The following is a 14,441-nucleotide window of genomic DNA, read 5'->3' as shown; positions in this document are numbered from 1 at the left end:
ACTCCAGGCCCGCGGGAAACCGCGGGCCTTTTTCTTTGCCGTCAGATCCAGACGTCGTTCTGTGCCGTTCGCTCGCCGGGCGCCGAGCCCGTGTTGGCCACACCGCGTGGCTCAATCAGCATCATCTTCACCTCGCCCGCAGCGTAGGGTTTGTGCTCGACGCCCTGCTTGACCACGAACATTTCGCCCGGCTTCACCGTCACCGCGCCATCGCGAAAATCGATGCGCAGTTCGCCTTCGAGGACGATGAAAGCCTCGTCGGTATCCGGATGCTCGTGCCAGACGAAATCGCCTTCGATCCGCACCAGCTTGAACTGATAGTCGTTGAGCTCAGCTACCACCTTGGGCTGCCACTGCTCGGTGAACAGCCCGTACTTCTGGGCGAAATTGATCGGCTGGTAGGATCTGGGCGCATCGTTCATCGATCTCTCCTGAGGTTGCCTCGAAGAGATAGAGCGTGGCGCCGGCTTTGCTAGCCCAGCCGTGCCTCGGCCGGGCGTTTCGGGCCTTGCATGGTGATCGACAACCAGATCAGCAACGCCCCGACAAAGGCGAAGCCCGCCGCGATGAAGTAGGCCTTGGCGCCCATCAGGCCGGTGAGCCAGCCAAAGCCGATCAGCGCGATGACGCTCATTGCCTGCTGCAGCATCTGGAAGAAGCCCTGCGCCTCGGCGGCGATCTCGTCGCTGGTCCAGTTGGCAATGAAGTTGACGCAGCCCATGAAGCCGAGTGCAAAGGTGAACGCATGCATCAGCTGCAGGGGAACAAGAAACTCGAGCCCAGGCTGGAAACCCATGCAGATCCAGCGGAACACGGCCGTAGCCGCTGAAAGCAGGATCAAGCTGCGGGCAGAGAAGCGGCGCGCGATGCGCCCGAACACGAACATGATCGCTGCCTCGGCAAAAGCCGCCAGAGCGAGCAGCGGGGCGATGAGATCTGCCGAGAGCCCCTGCTCCATCCACAGCAAGGCCTGGAAGGCGTTGAGCACGATGTGCGTGGCATAGACCATCGAGAAGCCGACCAGCGGCAGGAGGAAGAACGGCTTCATCACTGCGCCAAGGTGCGTCGCGCCAGAGGTGGGCGGCCTCACTTCGCCTTCGCCGGCGCGGAACCGCGGCAGACCCAAGGCGACGAGACCGCGCAGGATCGACAGGCCGACGAACATCGGCAGGAAGATGCCGCCGCCATAGGTGCTGATGATCCAGCCGACCACGAACAGCGTCACCATGTAGCCGACGGTGCCCCAGGCGCGGATCGGGCCGTACTGGGTGCCGCGCCGCCGCGTCATCCTCATGGTGGCGGCATCGACCACCGGGCCAACGACGTTGATGGGCAACAGCGCCAGGGTCCAGATGATCAGGATGCCCCAGAAGTCGTGGACGAAGAACAGCGCGATGGGGACAAGCGCCGCGAGCCCGCAGCCCAGGACGATCACCTGCCGCCAGTCCGAAGCCTTGTCCGCAACGCGGCCGACGACGATGTTGAGCAGCAGCGTCACCAGCACGGGCACGGCGTTGATGATGCCGATCTGCTCTGAGCTCAGCCCCTTGTCGGCGAACCAGATGCCGCCATAGACGTTGAACGCCGCCCCCGCCATGTAGATGGAAAAGTAGAACGCCGTGGCGCGCAGCTCGGGCGTGATGAACGGCTCTGTGGCCGATTTGGCAGGCATGTCAAACCTCAGGGGGCCGGATCGGCTACGGTCAGCTGATCCGACGTGATCGGGTGCGCGGATGGCGGTTGCAGCTTCAGCGAGAGCACCACGCAAAGCGCTCCGAAGACGGCATAGGCCGCCACGAACAACCACGCCATTGGACCAAAGGCGGCCACGAACCAGCCCATCGCGAGGATCACCACCACCGACATCGCCTGCTGCAGCACGTAGGAGAAGCCCTGCGCCTCGGCAGCGATATCGTCGCTGGTCCAGTTGGCGAGGAAGTAGATACCGCCGAGATAGCCCATGGCGAAGGTGATGGAGTGCAGGAGCTGCAGCCCGAACAGCACCCAGATCGGCGGTGAGAAGGCCATGGCGGTCCAGCGCAGCGCCGCAACAAGACAGGCGAAGATGATGATGTGACGGGCGGAGACCTTCAGCTTCAAGCGGCTCCAGATGAACATCATCACCGCTTCGGCGGCTGCCATCGTCGCGGTCAGCGGACCGATCAGTCCGGGCGAAATCCCCTGTTCCGTCCACAGGATCGCGGCAAAGGCGGTCAGCACGCCATGGGTCGAATAGAGGATGGCGACACCGAGAAGTCCCATCAGGAACCACGGCTTCAACACCTCACGCAGGTGGCTGGCGCCCTTCCTCGCGGCGGCACGGTCCTCCCCGGAGCGGAACTGCGGCAGCTGGAACGCCAGCACCGCGCGCAGCAGCGCGAAGGCGACGAACACCGGCACGAACGCGCCGTCGCCGAGCCAGGCGATCAGCGGACCGCTGCAGAGCGTTGCCACCATGAAGCCGACGGTGCCCCAGGCGCGCACGGCGCTGAAATCGGTGCCGCGCCGCTGCGTCATCCTGAGCGTCGCAGCGTCAACGATGGGGACGAGAGCGAAGGCCGGCATGACCGAGAAGATCCAGATGCCGAGGATGCCCCAGAAGCCGGAGACGAAGAACAGCCCGATCGGCACCAGACCTGATATCAGCGACAGCACGATGATGACGCCGCGCCAATCCGGCATGCGATCGGCGATGCGGCCGACCAGTTGGTTGACCAGCAGCATGGCGACGAGCGGCGCGGCATTGATGATGCCGATCTCTTCGGCGCTGATGCCGTGGTTGATCAGCCAGATGCCCAGATAAACCGACGCCACGCCGGTGCTGCCGAAGACGGTGAAATGATAGATCGCGGCGCGCAGCTCTGGCGAGAGGCGCGGGGCGACAGTGGTCGACGACATCCGGGTGCTCCGGGCGGGAGAATCCGCCGCACGGCCGGACACTGCAGAGCGCCAGAAGAAAGATCAACGGGCCCGCGCGTTAATGCGCGTAACGTGGTGCGATTATGCCGCCTTGGCTGTCGCCTCGCGCACCGGCACCAGGGCATCGAGGAACAGGTCCGCACAGCGAGCCCAGGTGAAGCCGAGCGCATGTGTGCGGGCAGCTTCGCGGCTGAGCGTCAGGGCGCGGATCACCGCGAAGCCGAGATCCTCGTCGAGCGCACCGCATGCGGGATCGGTGAGAATGTCGCGCGGACCGGTGACCGGATAGGCGGCCACCGGCACGCCAGAAGCGAGCGCCTCGATCATGACGTTGCCGAAGGTGTCGGTGCGGCTGGGGAAGACGAAGACATCGGCCGAGCGGTAGAGACGGGACAGTTCCTCGCCCGTCCTGAGCCCCAGGAACACCGCATCAGGGTAGCGCGCCGCAAGTTCGGCGCGCGCCGGACCGTCGCCGACGATGATCTTGGTGCCGGGCACCTCGAGCTTTAGGAACGCTTCGACGTTCTTTTCCACCGCGACGCGGCCGACATAGAGCAGATGCGGGCCGGGCAGCTCGATGAACTCCGTCTTCGGCCCCGGCGAGAAGCGCGAGTGATCGACGCCGCGGGTCCACAGCCGTGTATGGCCGAACTGGCGCGAGGCGAGCTCTTGCTGCATCGAGGCGGTGGGCACCAGCGTTGCGGCGGCCGGACCGTGGAACCAACGCAGGAAACCATAAGTCCACTCGGTGGGGATCGGCATCCGCGCCGCCACATATTCCGGGAACCGGGTGTGGTAGCTGGTGGTGAAGGCGAGCCCCTGCTCGAGGCAGACGAAGCGGGCGAGCAGTCCGAGCGGACCTTCGGTGGCGATGTGGATGTGCTCGGGCGCCTCACGGGCAATGACTTGCCCGATGGTCATCGGGGTGACCAGCGACAGCCGGATCTCCGGATAGGTCGGCATCGGGAAAGTCCAGAAACCCTCGGGAGTGAGGTAACTCACCTCATGGCCGCGGCCCATCAACTCCCGGCCAACCGCTTCGAGGCAGCGGACCACCCCATTGGTCTGCGGCAACCAGGCATCGGTGACGATCAAGACCTTGCGCATCGGACCCATCCATCGGCAAGCGATGGCGTGGGTTTACGGGAGTCGGGTGACAGGGCTGCGAATGGGATGTGACGGACGGATGACGGGCGGGGGCAGGCTGTCACGAAACCGTCGACTGAGACAGACGCCCCCCTCCCGTCATCCCCCTTTAAGGGGGAGGTGCCCTGCCGGTGCTTTTGGCACGATCGAAGACAGAGCCTCAACTCTTCACCTCCCCCTTTATGGGGGAGGCCGGGAGGGGGCCGTCTCTATCGGGTTTCTTACTGCCCCGGCACTGCCGGAGCGCGCCGCAGCCGCAATCTCCTAGGCTTCCGCGGCAATGGCGTCTCGGTCCAGCGGACCAGCTCCAGCACGCCTTCGTTCGTCTCGCACACGGCGGTGCAGCTTTCCACCCAGTCGCCGGTGTTGACGTAGTGGATGCCCAGCCGCTCGTGCATATCGGCATAGTGGATGTGGCCGCAGATGACGCCATCGGCGCCGCTGTCGCGGGCCTCGAGCGTCAGAGCTTCCTCGAAGCGGCCGATGACGCTGACGGCGTTCTTCACCTTGTGCTTGGCCCAGGCCGAGAGCGACCAATAGGTGAGGCCCATGCGCCGTCGCACCCAGTTGACCGCGATATTGAGCCGCAGCGCGGCGCGATAGGCCCAGTCGCCCACATGCGCCAGCCATTTGGCGTGGGCCACCACAACGTCGAACTGGTCGCCATGGATGACGACATAGGTCTTGCCTTGCGCCGTGGTGTGGACGGTGCGATCGACGAACTCGACCTCGCCGAAGTAGGTGCCGAGATACTCGCGCAGGAACTCGTCGTGATTGCCGGGTAGCACCACGATACGGGTGCCGCTCAGCGCCTTGTCGAGGAAGATCTCCACCAGTTGGTGATACTCGGCTGGCCAGTGCCAGGCCTTGGCCAGCCGCCAGCCATCGACGATGTCGCCGACGAGGTAGATCGTTTCGGCTTCATGCCAGCGCAGGAAGTCGATCAGCTGGGTGATGCGGGTGGGACGCATGCCGAGATGCACATCGGAGATGAACAGCGCGCGGACCCGCCGAACCTCCCTGCCCTCTTCGTTCATGCTCTTGCCTCTCACTGTCGGGGTCGGAAGTTTAGCCCATTTGACCTATGGGACGGGAGCGCTTTCGACGTCCACCCCGGCTCAGGTGGGGAAAACTCCGGCCCTCATAGATGAAGCAGCATCGCCGCGACACCCCGGATGGCGCTAGGGCGCCGGGGTCAGCCGGGTGATCACATCGGCATGCTGCGGGAATTGCGCCAGCAGTTCAGCGCGGGTGACGAGGATCATGTCCTCCATTTCCCAGCCCGGCGAAACGACTTCGCTCACCAGCCCGTATTCGCCTGCCGGCAGTTCGGCAGCTTTCCAGACGCCGCCGGCGACGGCGAGGCTCGGCACCTGCCCTGCCGTCAGGTCCGGCCCCAGCACCACCGCCTCGTAGCGGCCGTCGGGGTGGATCATATGGTAGGTAAGCGGCGCCCCGAAATGGTGGAACTGGATGCCGTCCGAGTGCTTGGTGTGGAAGTGATCCACCGGGGAATCGTCGGTCAGCATGTAGTAAATACTGGTCATGGTGCCGCGCGGGCCGCGCGCCGTTTCCAGCTTCTCGCGATGCGTCGGTCGGAAGGTCTCGCGGAAATAGCCGCCCTCGAAGTGGCCGCCAAGACCGAGTGACGCAATGACCTCGGCTTTACTGGGCTTGGGCATTGTCGCCTCCAATGCGCGCTTTCAGCGCCACGACGCGCTTGTAGCTTTCTTCGATCCGCGCCTTGAACGCCGGGTCCGCCTCGGCCTCGGCGAGGAGGATGGCGCGGACCTCGTCGCCCAGCGTGGCGCGCTGGTAGGCGGTATTGGAGAACAGCAGTACATCGACGCCGGCTCGCACTGCGTTGACCACGGTCTGCTTGAGGGTGAAATGATCGCGGATGGCGCCCATCTCGAGATCGTCGGTGATCACCACGCCCTTGAAGCCGAGTTCGCCGCGCAGCTTGTCCTCAATCCATGGCCTGGAGAGGCTCGATGGCATGCCGGAGGGGTCGACCTTGGTGTCGATCAGGTGGCCGATCATCACCATGTCGTCGTAGCCGCCTGCGATCAGCTCGCGATAGGGCTCGAGTTCGCTGTCCCGCCAGGTCTTGGTGATATCGACGTAACCCTCGTGGCTGTCGGCGGTCGACGAGCCGTGCCCGGGGAAGTGCTTCAGCGAGGTCAGGAGGCCCGCCGCATGGTGGGCTGCAATCACCTCGCCGGCGTACTCGGCCACCAGTTTGCCGTCCTTGCCGAAGGCCCGGCCATACTTGGCGATCACCTGGTTGTTCGGGTTGATGGAGAGATCGACCACCGGTGCAAAATTGACGTTGAAGCCCCAGGCGGCAATGCCCTCGGCCTGCGCGTCGTAAATACCGCGAGCCTCTGCAGGAGTGTTCCTCGCCGCAACTGCCGCCGCGTCGGGGATTTCCTTGAAGCCGACGGACTTGTCGAGCCTCTCGACCAGCCCGCCTTCCTGATCGAGGGTGATGAACGGCGGCAGCCCCGCCGGCGCCGCCTCGCGGAACGCCGCGTTCATCGCCTCGACCGCCTTGCGGCTCGCGACATTGGTCTTGAGGTACATCACCCCACCGATGTCACCCGCCGCAACCTCGGCGCGCAGCGCCGCGACGCCCTTGTCGTCGACGCCGTTGCCGACGAAGCCGACGACGATCATCTGCCCGGCCATTTGCTCGAGCGTTTGGGCACAAGCGGGCGAAGCGGCAAGGGGAAGGAGCGTCGCGAGGAGCATCGTGGCCAGGCGCATGAAAGAGGGTCTCTCGGGAATACAGCCCGGCTTGTGACCGAGGAGTGCGGCGAAAGCTGGTCGGTGTCGACCGATAGAGACGGCCCCCTCCCGGCGTCCCCCATAAAGGGGGAGGTGAAGGGTCGGAGCGGTCGCTCGATCGTGCCATTCACTCGATGAGGCACCTCCCCCTTAAAGGGGGAGGATGGGAGGGGGCCGTCTGCTTCGGTAAAGCCTAGCGGTTCTGCCGGTTCTCGATCAGGTCCGTCACCACGCCCGGGTCGGCCAGGGTCGTCGTATCCCCGAGCGCGCCATAATCGTTCTCGGCGATCTTGCGCAGGATGCGGCGCATGATCTTGCCGGAACGGGTCTTGGGCAGGCCGGGCGCAAACTGCATCAGGTCGGGCGAGGCGATGGCGCCGATTTCCTTGCGCACCCAGTTCCTGAGCTCGGCCTTCAGCGTGTCGTCGCCCTTTTCACCGGCCATCAGGGTGACATAGCAGTAGATGCCCTGCCCCTTGATGTCGTGCGGGTAGCCGACCACCGCCGCTTCGGCGACCTTGGGATGCGCAACCAGGGCACTCTCGACTTCGGCGGTGCCGATGCGGTGGCCGGAGACGTTGAGCACGTCGTCGACACGGCCGGTGATCCAGTAGTAGCCATCCTCGTCGCGGCGGCAGCCATCGCCGGTGAAGTAGTAGCCCTTGTAGGTCTCGAAATAGGTCGAGACGAACCGTGCATGGTCGCCGTAGACGGTGCGCATCTGGCCCGGCCAGCTGTCGGCAATGCAGAGCACGCCTTCGGCCTTGGTCTGCTCCTGCAGCTTGCCCTCGGGCGACAAGACGATCGGCTTAATGCCGAAGAACGGCTTTGTGGCCGAGCCGGGCTTGGCGGCAATGGCGCCGGGTAGCGCCGAGATTAGGATGCCGCCGGTTTCGGTCTGCCACCAGGTATCGACGATCTCGCAGCGCTCCTTGCCCACATGCTTATGGTACCAGAGCCAGGCCTCAGGGTTGATCGGCTCGCCCACCGAGCCCAGCAGCCGCAGCGACGGCATGGCGTACTGGTCGGGGATCTCCGCGCCGGCCCCCATCAGTGCGCGGATGGCGGTGGGCGCGGTATAGAAGATGTTGACCTTGTGCTTTTCCACCACCTGCCAGCAGCGGCCGGCGTCGGGATAGCTCGGGATGCCTTCGAACATCAGCGTGGTCGCGCCGTTGGCGAGCGGTCCATAGACGATGTAGCTGTGGCCGGTGACCCAGCCGACGTCGGCGGTGCACCAGTAGATTTCGCCCGGACGGTAGTCGAAGACGCGCTCATGGGTGAGCGACGCCCAGACGATGTAGCCGCCAGTGGTGTGCAGCACGCCCTTCGGCTTGCCGGTCGAGCCCGAGGTATAGAGGATGAACAGCGGATCCTCGGCATTCATCGGCTCGGGGGCGCATTCGGCCGAAACCTTGGCGGCTTCGTCAGCGTACCAGACGTCGCGGCCGGCTTTCATCTCCACCGCGTTGCCGGTGTTCTTGACCACGATGACGCGCTCGACCCCGGGGGTCTTCAGCAATGCTTCGTCGACGTTCTTCTTGAGCGGAATGGTCTTGCCGCCGCGCCGGCCTTCATCGGCCGTCAGCACGATCTTCGAATCGCAGTCGTTGATGCGGCCGGCGATGGAGTCGGGCGAGAAGCCACCAAAGATCACCGAATGGACGGCGCCGATACGGGCGCAGGCCAGCATCGCGACGGCAGTGTCGATGATCATCGGCATGTAGATGGTGACGCGGTCGCCCTTCTTGACGCCGTTGGCTTTCAGCACGTTGGCGAAGCGGCCGAGCCGTTCATGCAACTGCCGGTAGGTGACCTTGCCGTCAGTGCCCGGGATATCGCCTTCCCAGATGATCGCGGTCTCGTCGGCCCGGGTCGCGAGGTGGCGGTCGACGCAGTTGGCCGAGATGTTCAGCACCCCATCCTCGAACCATTTGATCGAGATGTCGGGGTAGACGTAGCTGGTATTCTTGATCTTGGTCGGGGCCTTGATCCAGTCGATGCGCTGCGATTGTTCCTTCCAGAACCCCTCGGGGTCGCTCAGTGAGCGAGCGTACATCTCCTCGTACTGCGCTGCCGTGGTCCGTGTCCGGGCAACCGCCGCCGCGCTGGGGGCGAACACCAAACTCTCGCTCATCGATAGTCCTCCGATTTTGCGAACCGTTCTAACCAAGCCCCGAGGGTCGGGCAAGCAGACCACTTGCCGCCTTTCGGCCTAGTGATGGGCGCTGACAACCCTTCGGAAACCCTCGCGGTAAACGCTTTCTCGGCGGTTTGCCGCCACAATGGCGACAATACCATTTGGAGGCTCCCGATGCCCGAACTCGGCTATCACGCCGCGCGAGCGGACGAACTCGACATGATCCACGCCGAACTGATGGCGGTCATCGACGAGTCGCCGCACTATTCAGAACGCTTCAAGGAGCACGAGAAGGCGCGGCTGACCAAGGGCTTCCTTCGGGCGCTGCAGCGTGTCGACCCGTTCCACGTCATCATCCTCACGCAGGATGGCGTGCCAGGCGGCGGCCTGATCTCGGGGCCGGAAACCGGCTCGATCTTTCGCTACTGGAGCTGGATCTTCCCCTCGCACCGGCAGACCCGGCTCGGCCTCTACGGCATGAGGGTGTTCGACGAGCACTGGGACAACGGCAAGTTCCACAAGGCCTTCACCTGGGTGCGGCCGGAGAACGAAGTCGCCCTCGCCCTGCTCCGCCGCTACGGCTACGAGCAGGCAGCGCTGCTGCGCCAGCAGATTTTCGGGCAGGACTACGTGGTGATGGAAAAGTTCTACACCAAGCTCACCGAGGACTATGACTCCGGCATGAGCATGGGCCGCATCGCGAAGTTCAAAGCCCGGGTGGATATGCTGCTGGGACGGTGAGGCTGGCCGCTAAAGTCGCTTCACCCGGCGCCCCGCCAGCAACTCCCTGAGCCGCGGTCCGACCGATACATCGATCCCCGCCAGCCGTTTCGCCGTCAGCCACATCGCCGCCGACCAGAAGGTCTGTGCTGCCAGCGCCGCCACCGCGGCGCCCATCAGCCCATGCGTGGGGACCAGCAGGATGTTGGCGCCCACCAGCACGCCCATGCCGAGCCCGATGGCGGGGAGCGTCGCATAGGGCCGATCGTGGATCGACAGCACCAGCGCCGCCGGACCGAACACCGAGCGGATGCAGAGGGCGAGGCAGAGGACGGCCAGCGGCGCGACCCCGGCCTGGAATGCCGGGCCGAACAGCATCAACAGCAGCGGCCCGGTGGCCATCACGATGGCGAACAGCGCCACCGATATGGCGCAGGCAACGAGATTGGCCTCGCCGATCTGCTTGAGGAAGCCGGGCCGGTCGGCCGCGGCGTTGCGCTCGAACATTTCGGGCAGGGTCACCGCGTAGACAGCCGAGACGCCGAACGCAACCAGCGAGAACACCCGGGTGCAGACGCCGAACACTGCGAGGCTTTCGCGATCCAAGAAGTGCGACAGGATCAGCAGGTCGATATCGAAGAAGAAATCGGTGGCGAGCGCGATTACCACCCAGGGCAGCGCGAAGCGCCACCAGCGCTTCGTCTCGGTTGCCGCAACAGCAGGTGTATCGGGCACCTGCCGAGCCGCGCGCAGCACCCAGGCGAACTGGGCCGCCGCGATCGCTGCAAAGCCAATGGCGAGGAGCCAGATCAACTCGGCGAACTTCGCCTCGGCATCGCTGGCCATGGCGGCGAGCGCGAAGCAAAGGACGATCAGCAGTGGACGGAAGATGGTGTCGGCGAAGAATCCGGCGAACGGGCGCTTCAACCCGACCAGCAGCGCGCTGTTGCAGTAGACGACGGCCGTGGCGACAGCCATGAGGCAAGCCGGCAACCAATGGGCGAGGAGCACCCTGCCCGGTTCGCCGAGCAATCCGGCGAACGGGTAGCCAGCAACCAGCAGCACCAACGCGGTGAGCGCGATATGGCCGTAAGCGCGCCGCATGAAGCCGCGCAATAGTTGCCCGTACCCCGTGGAACGATACTCGGCGGCGAAATAGGTGCCGATGGTCTCGAAGCCGAGCGGCATCACCACCGCGACGATATTCACCGTCGCGATGATCAGCAGGTACTCGCCGAGGATGTCGGGGCCCCAAAGCCGCGCGATCGCCGCCTGGGCGAGGAAGATCACGCCGGCGCCGAACAGCCGGGCGCCGAAGATCACGCTCGATTGCGAGACGAGACGCTGCCGGAGGCTCATTCGGCGTTCCGCAACTGGTTGGGCTTGGCCCGATCCGGCCGCAACCGGTCGACGTAGCGACCGAGGCTGTGGGCCAACTCACGGCCGGCGAAGGCGCCCTCGCCCAAAAGGCGCGGCCACCAATGCGCGGCGTAGTTCGCCACCGGCGGCACCGGGACGATCACGCCGCGTTCTCCGACCATACCCTTCTTGAACTGATGCAGCCCCTGGAAACCATCGGTACCGCCGAGGTCGTACCAGCGGGCCGCAGTGTTGTCGCGCAACCAGCGGATGATGTGCCAGTGGAGGAAATAGCCGGCGCGCAGCTCGAGCGCCGCGGCACTCGTCGCGCCGTAGAGATAGACGGCGCGATCTCCGGCCTTGAAGATGACGGCGCCCGCGACGATGTCGCCCGAGGCCCGGCGCACGAAGAACAGCTCCGGCCTGAGTGTCGGGTTTTCCATCGCCAGCAGCGCCGGGACCGTGCCGTAGGCCGAATGGTCAGGAAACTTCTTGCGATCGACCATCTGCTCGTAGAGCGCGTCGAACTCGGGCCGCTGATCGGGCCTGGCGTGCTCGAAGCGCAGCCCGGCCTTGTCGGCCTTGTTGAGATGGTAGCGCCATTTCTGGTGGAAGCTCGAACGCTGTTCGGCGTCGCTCAGCTTGAGGTTAACGATGTAGCGATCCGGAAACAGCAGCTTGGCGCCCTGCCGAAAGCCAGCTCTCAGCAGGTGTTCATACTCCGCATTGGTCGTACCCAGCGCCGCACGCGGCAGCACCGACAGCATCATGCGCCGGCGCACCGCGTACTCCGCCGACAGCGCCTCGACCATGCGCGCGTAGATGGCGTTGGCGTCGGCCGTTTCGGTGCAGCGCAGCATCGGCGCCCACTTGGCTACCGCGATCGCGCCAAGCCCGAGCGGCAGCGGTTGCACCATGATCAGGCACCCACCCACCACTTCGCCGGCCAGCGTGAACAGTTGCGGCTCGAGTTCCACGCCGGGCCAGCGGGCCCGCGCAAAGGTCGCCAGTTGTTCCTGGCAGACGCCCTCGAAGTCGGCAATCGCATCATCCCAGGCTACCGGCTCGACCAGCCGCATGGCGAAACCGGTGGCGATCGGATGCGACGGCACAGCGAACTGTGCGACAGGGCTGAGCGAGAGGGCGGCAAGCGACATGGACGAAATCCGGCAGAGAACCTGCCGGACGCTATCGTCGCTGCCATGAGCAAATTGCTACGGCCCGGTTCGCAATGCGAGGAAACTCGGACCGTGGTTACGGCGGGGTTAGTGTATCCGTGACGCTAGTGCACTCGTGACCCTAGTGCACTCGTGATGCTAGTGCACCCCGGGAACCGGCGGCGCGCCCTTGATCAGCGGGATCATCGGCAGGGTATGCCCGAGCAACTGGTCAGCGCCCTCGTAGAGCATCTTCACCGCGACATAGAGGATAATCACCAGGCCCAGCCAGGCGATCCAGCGATACTTATGCAGCAGCCCGGCCACCAGCGTCGCCGCGACGCCCATCAGCAGCACCGAGAGGCCGAGGCCGAAGATCAGCGCCACTTCGTGGTGCTGCGCCGCGCCAGCCACCGCCAGCACGTTGTCGAGCGACATCGACACGTCGGCAATGATGATCTGCCAGACCGCCGACTTCAGCGTCTTCTTCTTGCCCTTGCCGGCAATCGTGCCGTCGGCGTTGAGATCGGCATCTGCGAGCGCTTCGGTCGCCTCGTGCTCGTCTTCATGCGAGACCGACAGCTCGCGATACATCTTCCAGCAGACCCAGAGCAGCAGCAAGCCGCCTGCGATGAGCAGGCCGCCACCGAGCGCCAGTAGCTGCGTCGTGATCAAGGCGAAGCAGATGCGCAGTATCGTCGCTGCGATGATGCCGATGAGAATGGCCTTGCGGCGGAGATCGGCCGGCAGCCCGGCAGCGGCGAGCCCGATGACGACAGCGTTGTCGCCAGCAAGCACCAGATCGATCATGATAACCTGAAAGAATGCCGCAAAAGCCGAAGCATCAAGGCCGAAGGGCATTCCGGGATATCTCCGTGAGCAAGGGTGGTGGGGCTATGTAAGCGGCGCGGCGCGCCTTGTGAAGAGCGCCATTCGATCAATTCACGGCCTGGGGTGCCTTACCCGCCCGAACTCCCCAACTCTACGGCCACGGCCGCACATGGCGCGAAACTGATTCGGCCGCTCGCTGCGGCACCTCGCCATCGCGCTGCGATGGCACTGGCCCAAACGGGGATGGTTCCCGTTCCGGATACGATATCAAAGCATTAGGAGGATTTGGTGGGTGCGCACGGACTCGAACCGTGGACCCGCTGATTAAGAGTCAGCTGCTCTACCATCTGAGCTACGCACCCGGTCCGAGCGGCTGACTAACAGGGGTTCCCGACCTTGTCCAGCACCTATTCGCTTTGCCATGGACTTTCCTGCTTTTGCCAGATTGGTAAGTTAGCGCCCGCACCGCTGAGGCCCGTGGAAGCCAATGAACGACCTGCCCACTGAAGCGACCGACGCCATCTCCCTTCCGCTCAGGTGGCTGACCGACAACTCCGTTGCCATCCTCAGCGCGCTCATCGTGCTGATCGCCGGCTGGTATCTGGCGCGCGTCCTGTCACGCGCGGTGAAGAACCTGCTGCCGCGGGCCTATGGCGTCGACAAGAACTTCGCGCCGCTGCTGGCGCAGGTAACGCGATACGGCATCATCATTTTCTCGGTGGTGACGGCGCTGAGCTTCGTCGGCGTATCGAGCACCTCGATCTATGCGGTGATCGGCGCCGCCGGTCTTGCCATTGCGCTGGCGCTGCAAGGCACGCTCGCCAACATAGCGGCCGGAATCATGCTGGTGTGGCTCAGGCCCATCGCCATCGGCGAGTACATCGTCGGCGACGGCGTCGCCGGCGTCGTGGTGGAGATCGGCCTGTTCGGCACGCGGCTGCGCTCGACCAGCGGGCTCTATATCTTCACGCCGAATCAGAAGCTCTGGTCCTCGGCGATCACCAACCACAGCCGCGAACCGCGCCGGCGCATCGATGTGAACATCACGGTGGCCGATTCGATCAACGTCGCGGCGGCGCGCCGGACAATGCTGAAGATCGCCACGTCCGACAAGCGCGTGCAGGTCGATCCGCCACCGACGGTGCATGTCGAGAGCTTCGTGGGCGACAAGATCATGCTGCAGCTGCGCGCCTGGGTGCCGACGCCGGAATACCTGCCAACGTTGCGCGACCTGACCGAAAAGGCAAAGTTCGCCATCAACAAGATGCTCTCGTCCGAGGACGAGCACGTTAAGGTGGAACTGGCAGCCGACCCGCACACCCAGGGCGCCGGCGAGCGGACGCCGGATCTGACCTGAAGGCGAACGAATTGCGAGGTAG

Annotated in this window: 13 protein-coding genes and 1 tRNA gene; 2 read left to right on the top strand and 12 right to left on the bottom strand. The window is 64.8% G+C overall.

Translation table 11 applies throughout. From position 1 onward, the window contains the following. Nucleotides 1–41: 41 nt before the first annotated feature. From VGV07_RS07690 to acs, 8 genes are all read right to left on the bottom strand, one after another. On the bottom strand, nt 42–422 hold the full coding sequence (locus VGV07_RS07690) for a cupin domain-containing protein (RefSeq protein WP_326868106.1): 381 nt from the start codon (nt 420–422) through the stop codon (nt 42–44). Nucleotides 423–472: 50 nt separating this feature from the next. Next, nucleotides 473–1,672, bottom strand: a complete 1,200-nt coding sequence (locus VGV07_RS07685) for an MFS transporter (protein WP_326868105.1) — start codon at nt 1,670–1,672, stop codon at nt 473–475. 8 nt (nt 1,673–1,680) lie between these two features. Then, on the bottom strand, nt 1,681–2,898 hold the full coding sequence (locus VGV07_RS07680) for an MFS transporter (protein WP_326868104.1): 1,218 nt from the start codon (nt 2,896–2,898) through the stop codon (nt 1,681–1,683). Nucleotides 2,899–3,000: 102 nt separating this feature from the next. Further along, a complete protein-coding gene (locus tag VGV07_RS07675; protein ID WP_326868103.1) occupies nt 3,001–4,026 on the bottom strand; it encodes a glycosyltransferase family 1 protein in 1,026 nt (341 codons plus the stop codon). Nucleotides 4,027–4,286: 260 nt separating this feature from the next. After that, a complete protein-coding gene (locus VGV07_RS07670; RefSeq protein ID WP_326868102.1) occupies nt 4,287–5,102 on the bottom strand; it encodes a UDP-2,3-diacylglucosamine diphosphatase in 816 nt (271 codons plus the stop codon). 144 nt (nt 5,103–5,246) lie between these two features. Further along, nucleotides 5,247–5,747: a cupin domain-containing protein gene (locus VGV07_RS07665; RefSeq protein WP_326868101.1), complete on the bottom strand. Its 501-nt coding sequence runs from the start codon at nt 5,745–5,747 to the stop codon at nt 5,247–5,249. Beyond that, the gene (locus VGV07_RS07660) at nt 5,731–6,834 is read right to left on the bottom strand and encodes a glycoside hydrolase family 3 protein (RefSeq protein WP_326868100.1); all 1,104 of its coding nucleotides are present in this window, start codon (nt 6,832–6,834) and stop codon (nt 5,731–5,733) included. The genes VGV07_RS07665 and VGV07_RS07660 overlap by 17 nt, the downstream gene beginning before the upstream one ends. Before the next feature lie 214 nt (nt 6,835–7,048). After that, entirely contained in the window at nt 7,049–8,992 is a 1,944-nt protein-coding gene (acs, locus tag VGV07_RS07655) for an acetate--CoA ligase (protein ID WP_326868099.1), read from the bottom strand. A gap of 177 nt (nt 8,993–9,169) precedes the next feature. On the opposite strand from acs, the gene VGV07_RS07650 reads away from it, so the two are divergent. Then, nucleotides 9,170–9,736: a hypothetical protein gene (locus VGV07_RS07650; protein WP_326868098.1), complete on the top strand. Its 567-nt coding sequence runs from the start codon at nt 9,170–9,172 to the stop codon at nt 9,734–9,736. Between the two features lie 9 nt (nt 9,737–9,745). On the opposite strand, the gene VGV07_RS07645 is transcribed toward VGV07_RS07650, so the two are convergent. From VGV07_RS07645 to VGV07_RS07630, 4 genes are all read right to left on the bottom strand, one after another. Next, the gene (locus VGV07_RS07645) at nt 9,746–11,074 is read right to left on the bottom strand and encodes a lipopolysaccharide biosynthesis protein (protein WP_326868097.1); all 1,329 of its coding nucleotides are present in this window, start codon (nt 11,072–11,074) and stop codon (nt 9,746–9,748) included. Further along, nucleotides 11,071–12,231 carry a lipid II:glycine glycyltransferase FemX gene (locus VGV07_RS07640; RefSeq protein WP_326868096.1) on the bottom strand — a complete coding sequence of 387 codons (1,161 nt, stop codon included), beginning with the start codon at nt 12,229–12,231 and terminating at the stop codon, nt 11,071–11,073. The genes VGV07_RS07645 and VGV07_RS07640 overlap by 4 nt, the downstream gene beginning before the upstream one ends. A 159-nt stretch (nt 12,232–12,390) precedes the next feature. Continuing rightward, nucleotides 12,391–13,092, bottom strand: a complete 702-nt coding sequence (locus VGV07_RS07635) for a TerC family protein (RefSeq protein ID WP_326868095.1) — start codon at nt 13,090–13,092, stop codon at nt 12,391–12,393. A 256-nt stretch (nt 13,093–13,348) separates the two neighbouring features. Continuing rightward, nucleotides 13,349–13,424 (bottom strand) — tRNA-Lys (locus VGV07_RS07630). 125 nt (nt 13,425–13,549) lie between these two features. On the opposite strand from VGV07_RS07630, the gene VGV07_RS07625 reads away from it, so the two are divergent. Beyond that, nucleotides 13,550–14,419 carry a mechanosensitive ion channel family protein gene (locus VGV07_RS07625; protein WP_326868094.1) on the top strand — a complete coding sequence of 290 codons (870 nt, stop codon included), beginning with the start codon at nt 13,550–13,552 and terminating at the stop codon, nt 14,417–14,419. The last annotated feature ends 22 nt before the right edge of the window (nt 14,420–14,441 follow it).

The organism is Devosia sp., assembly GCF_035944845.1.
Taxonomy (GTDB): domain Bacteria; phylum Pseudomonadota; class Alphaproteobacteria; order Rhizobiales; family Devosiaceae; genus Devosia_A.
The sequence above is the reverse complement of the archived record's forward strand: the minus strand, read 5'-3'. Positions and strand labels throughout refer to the sequence as shown.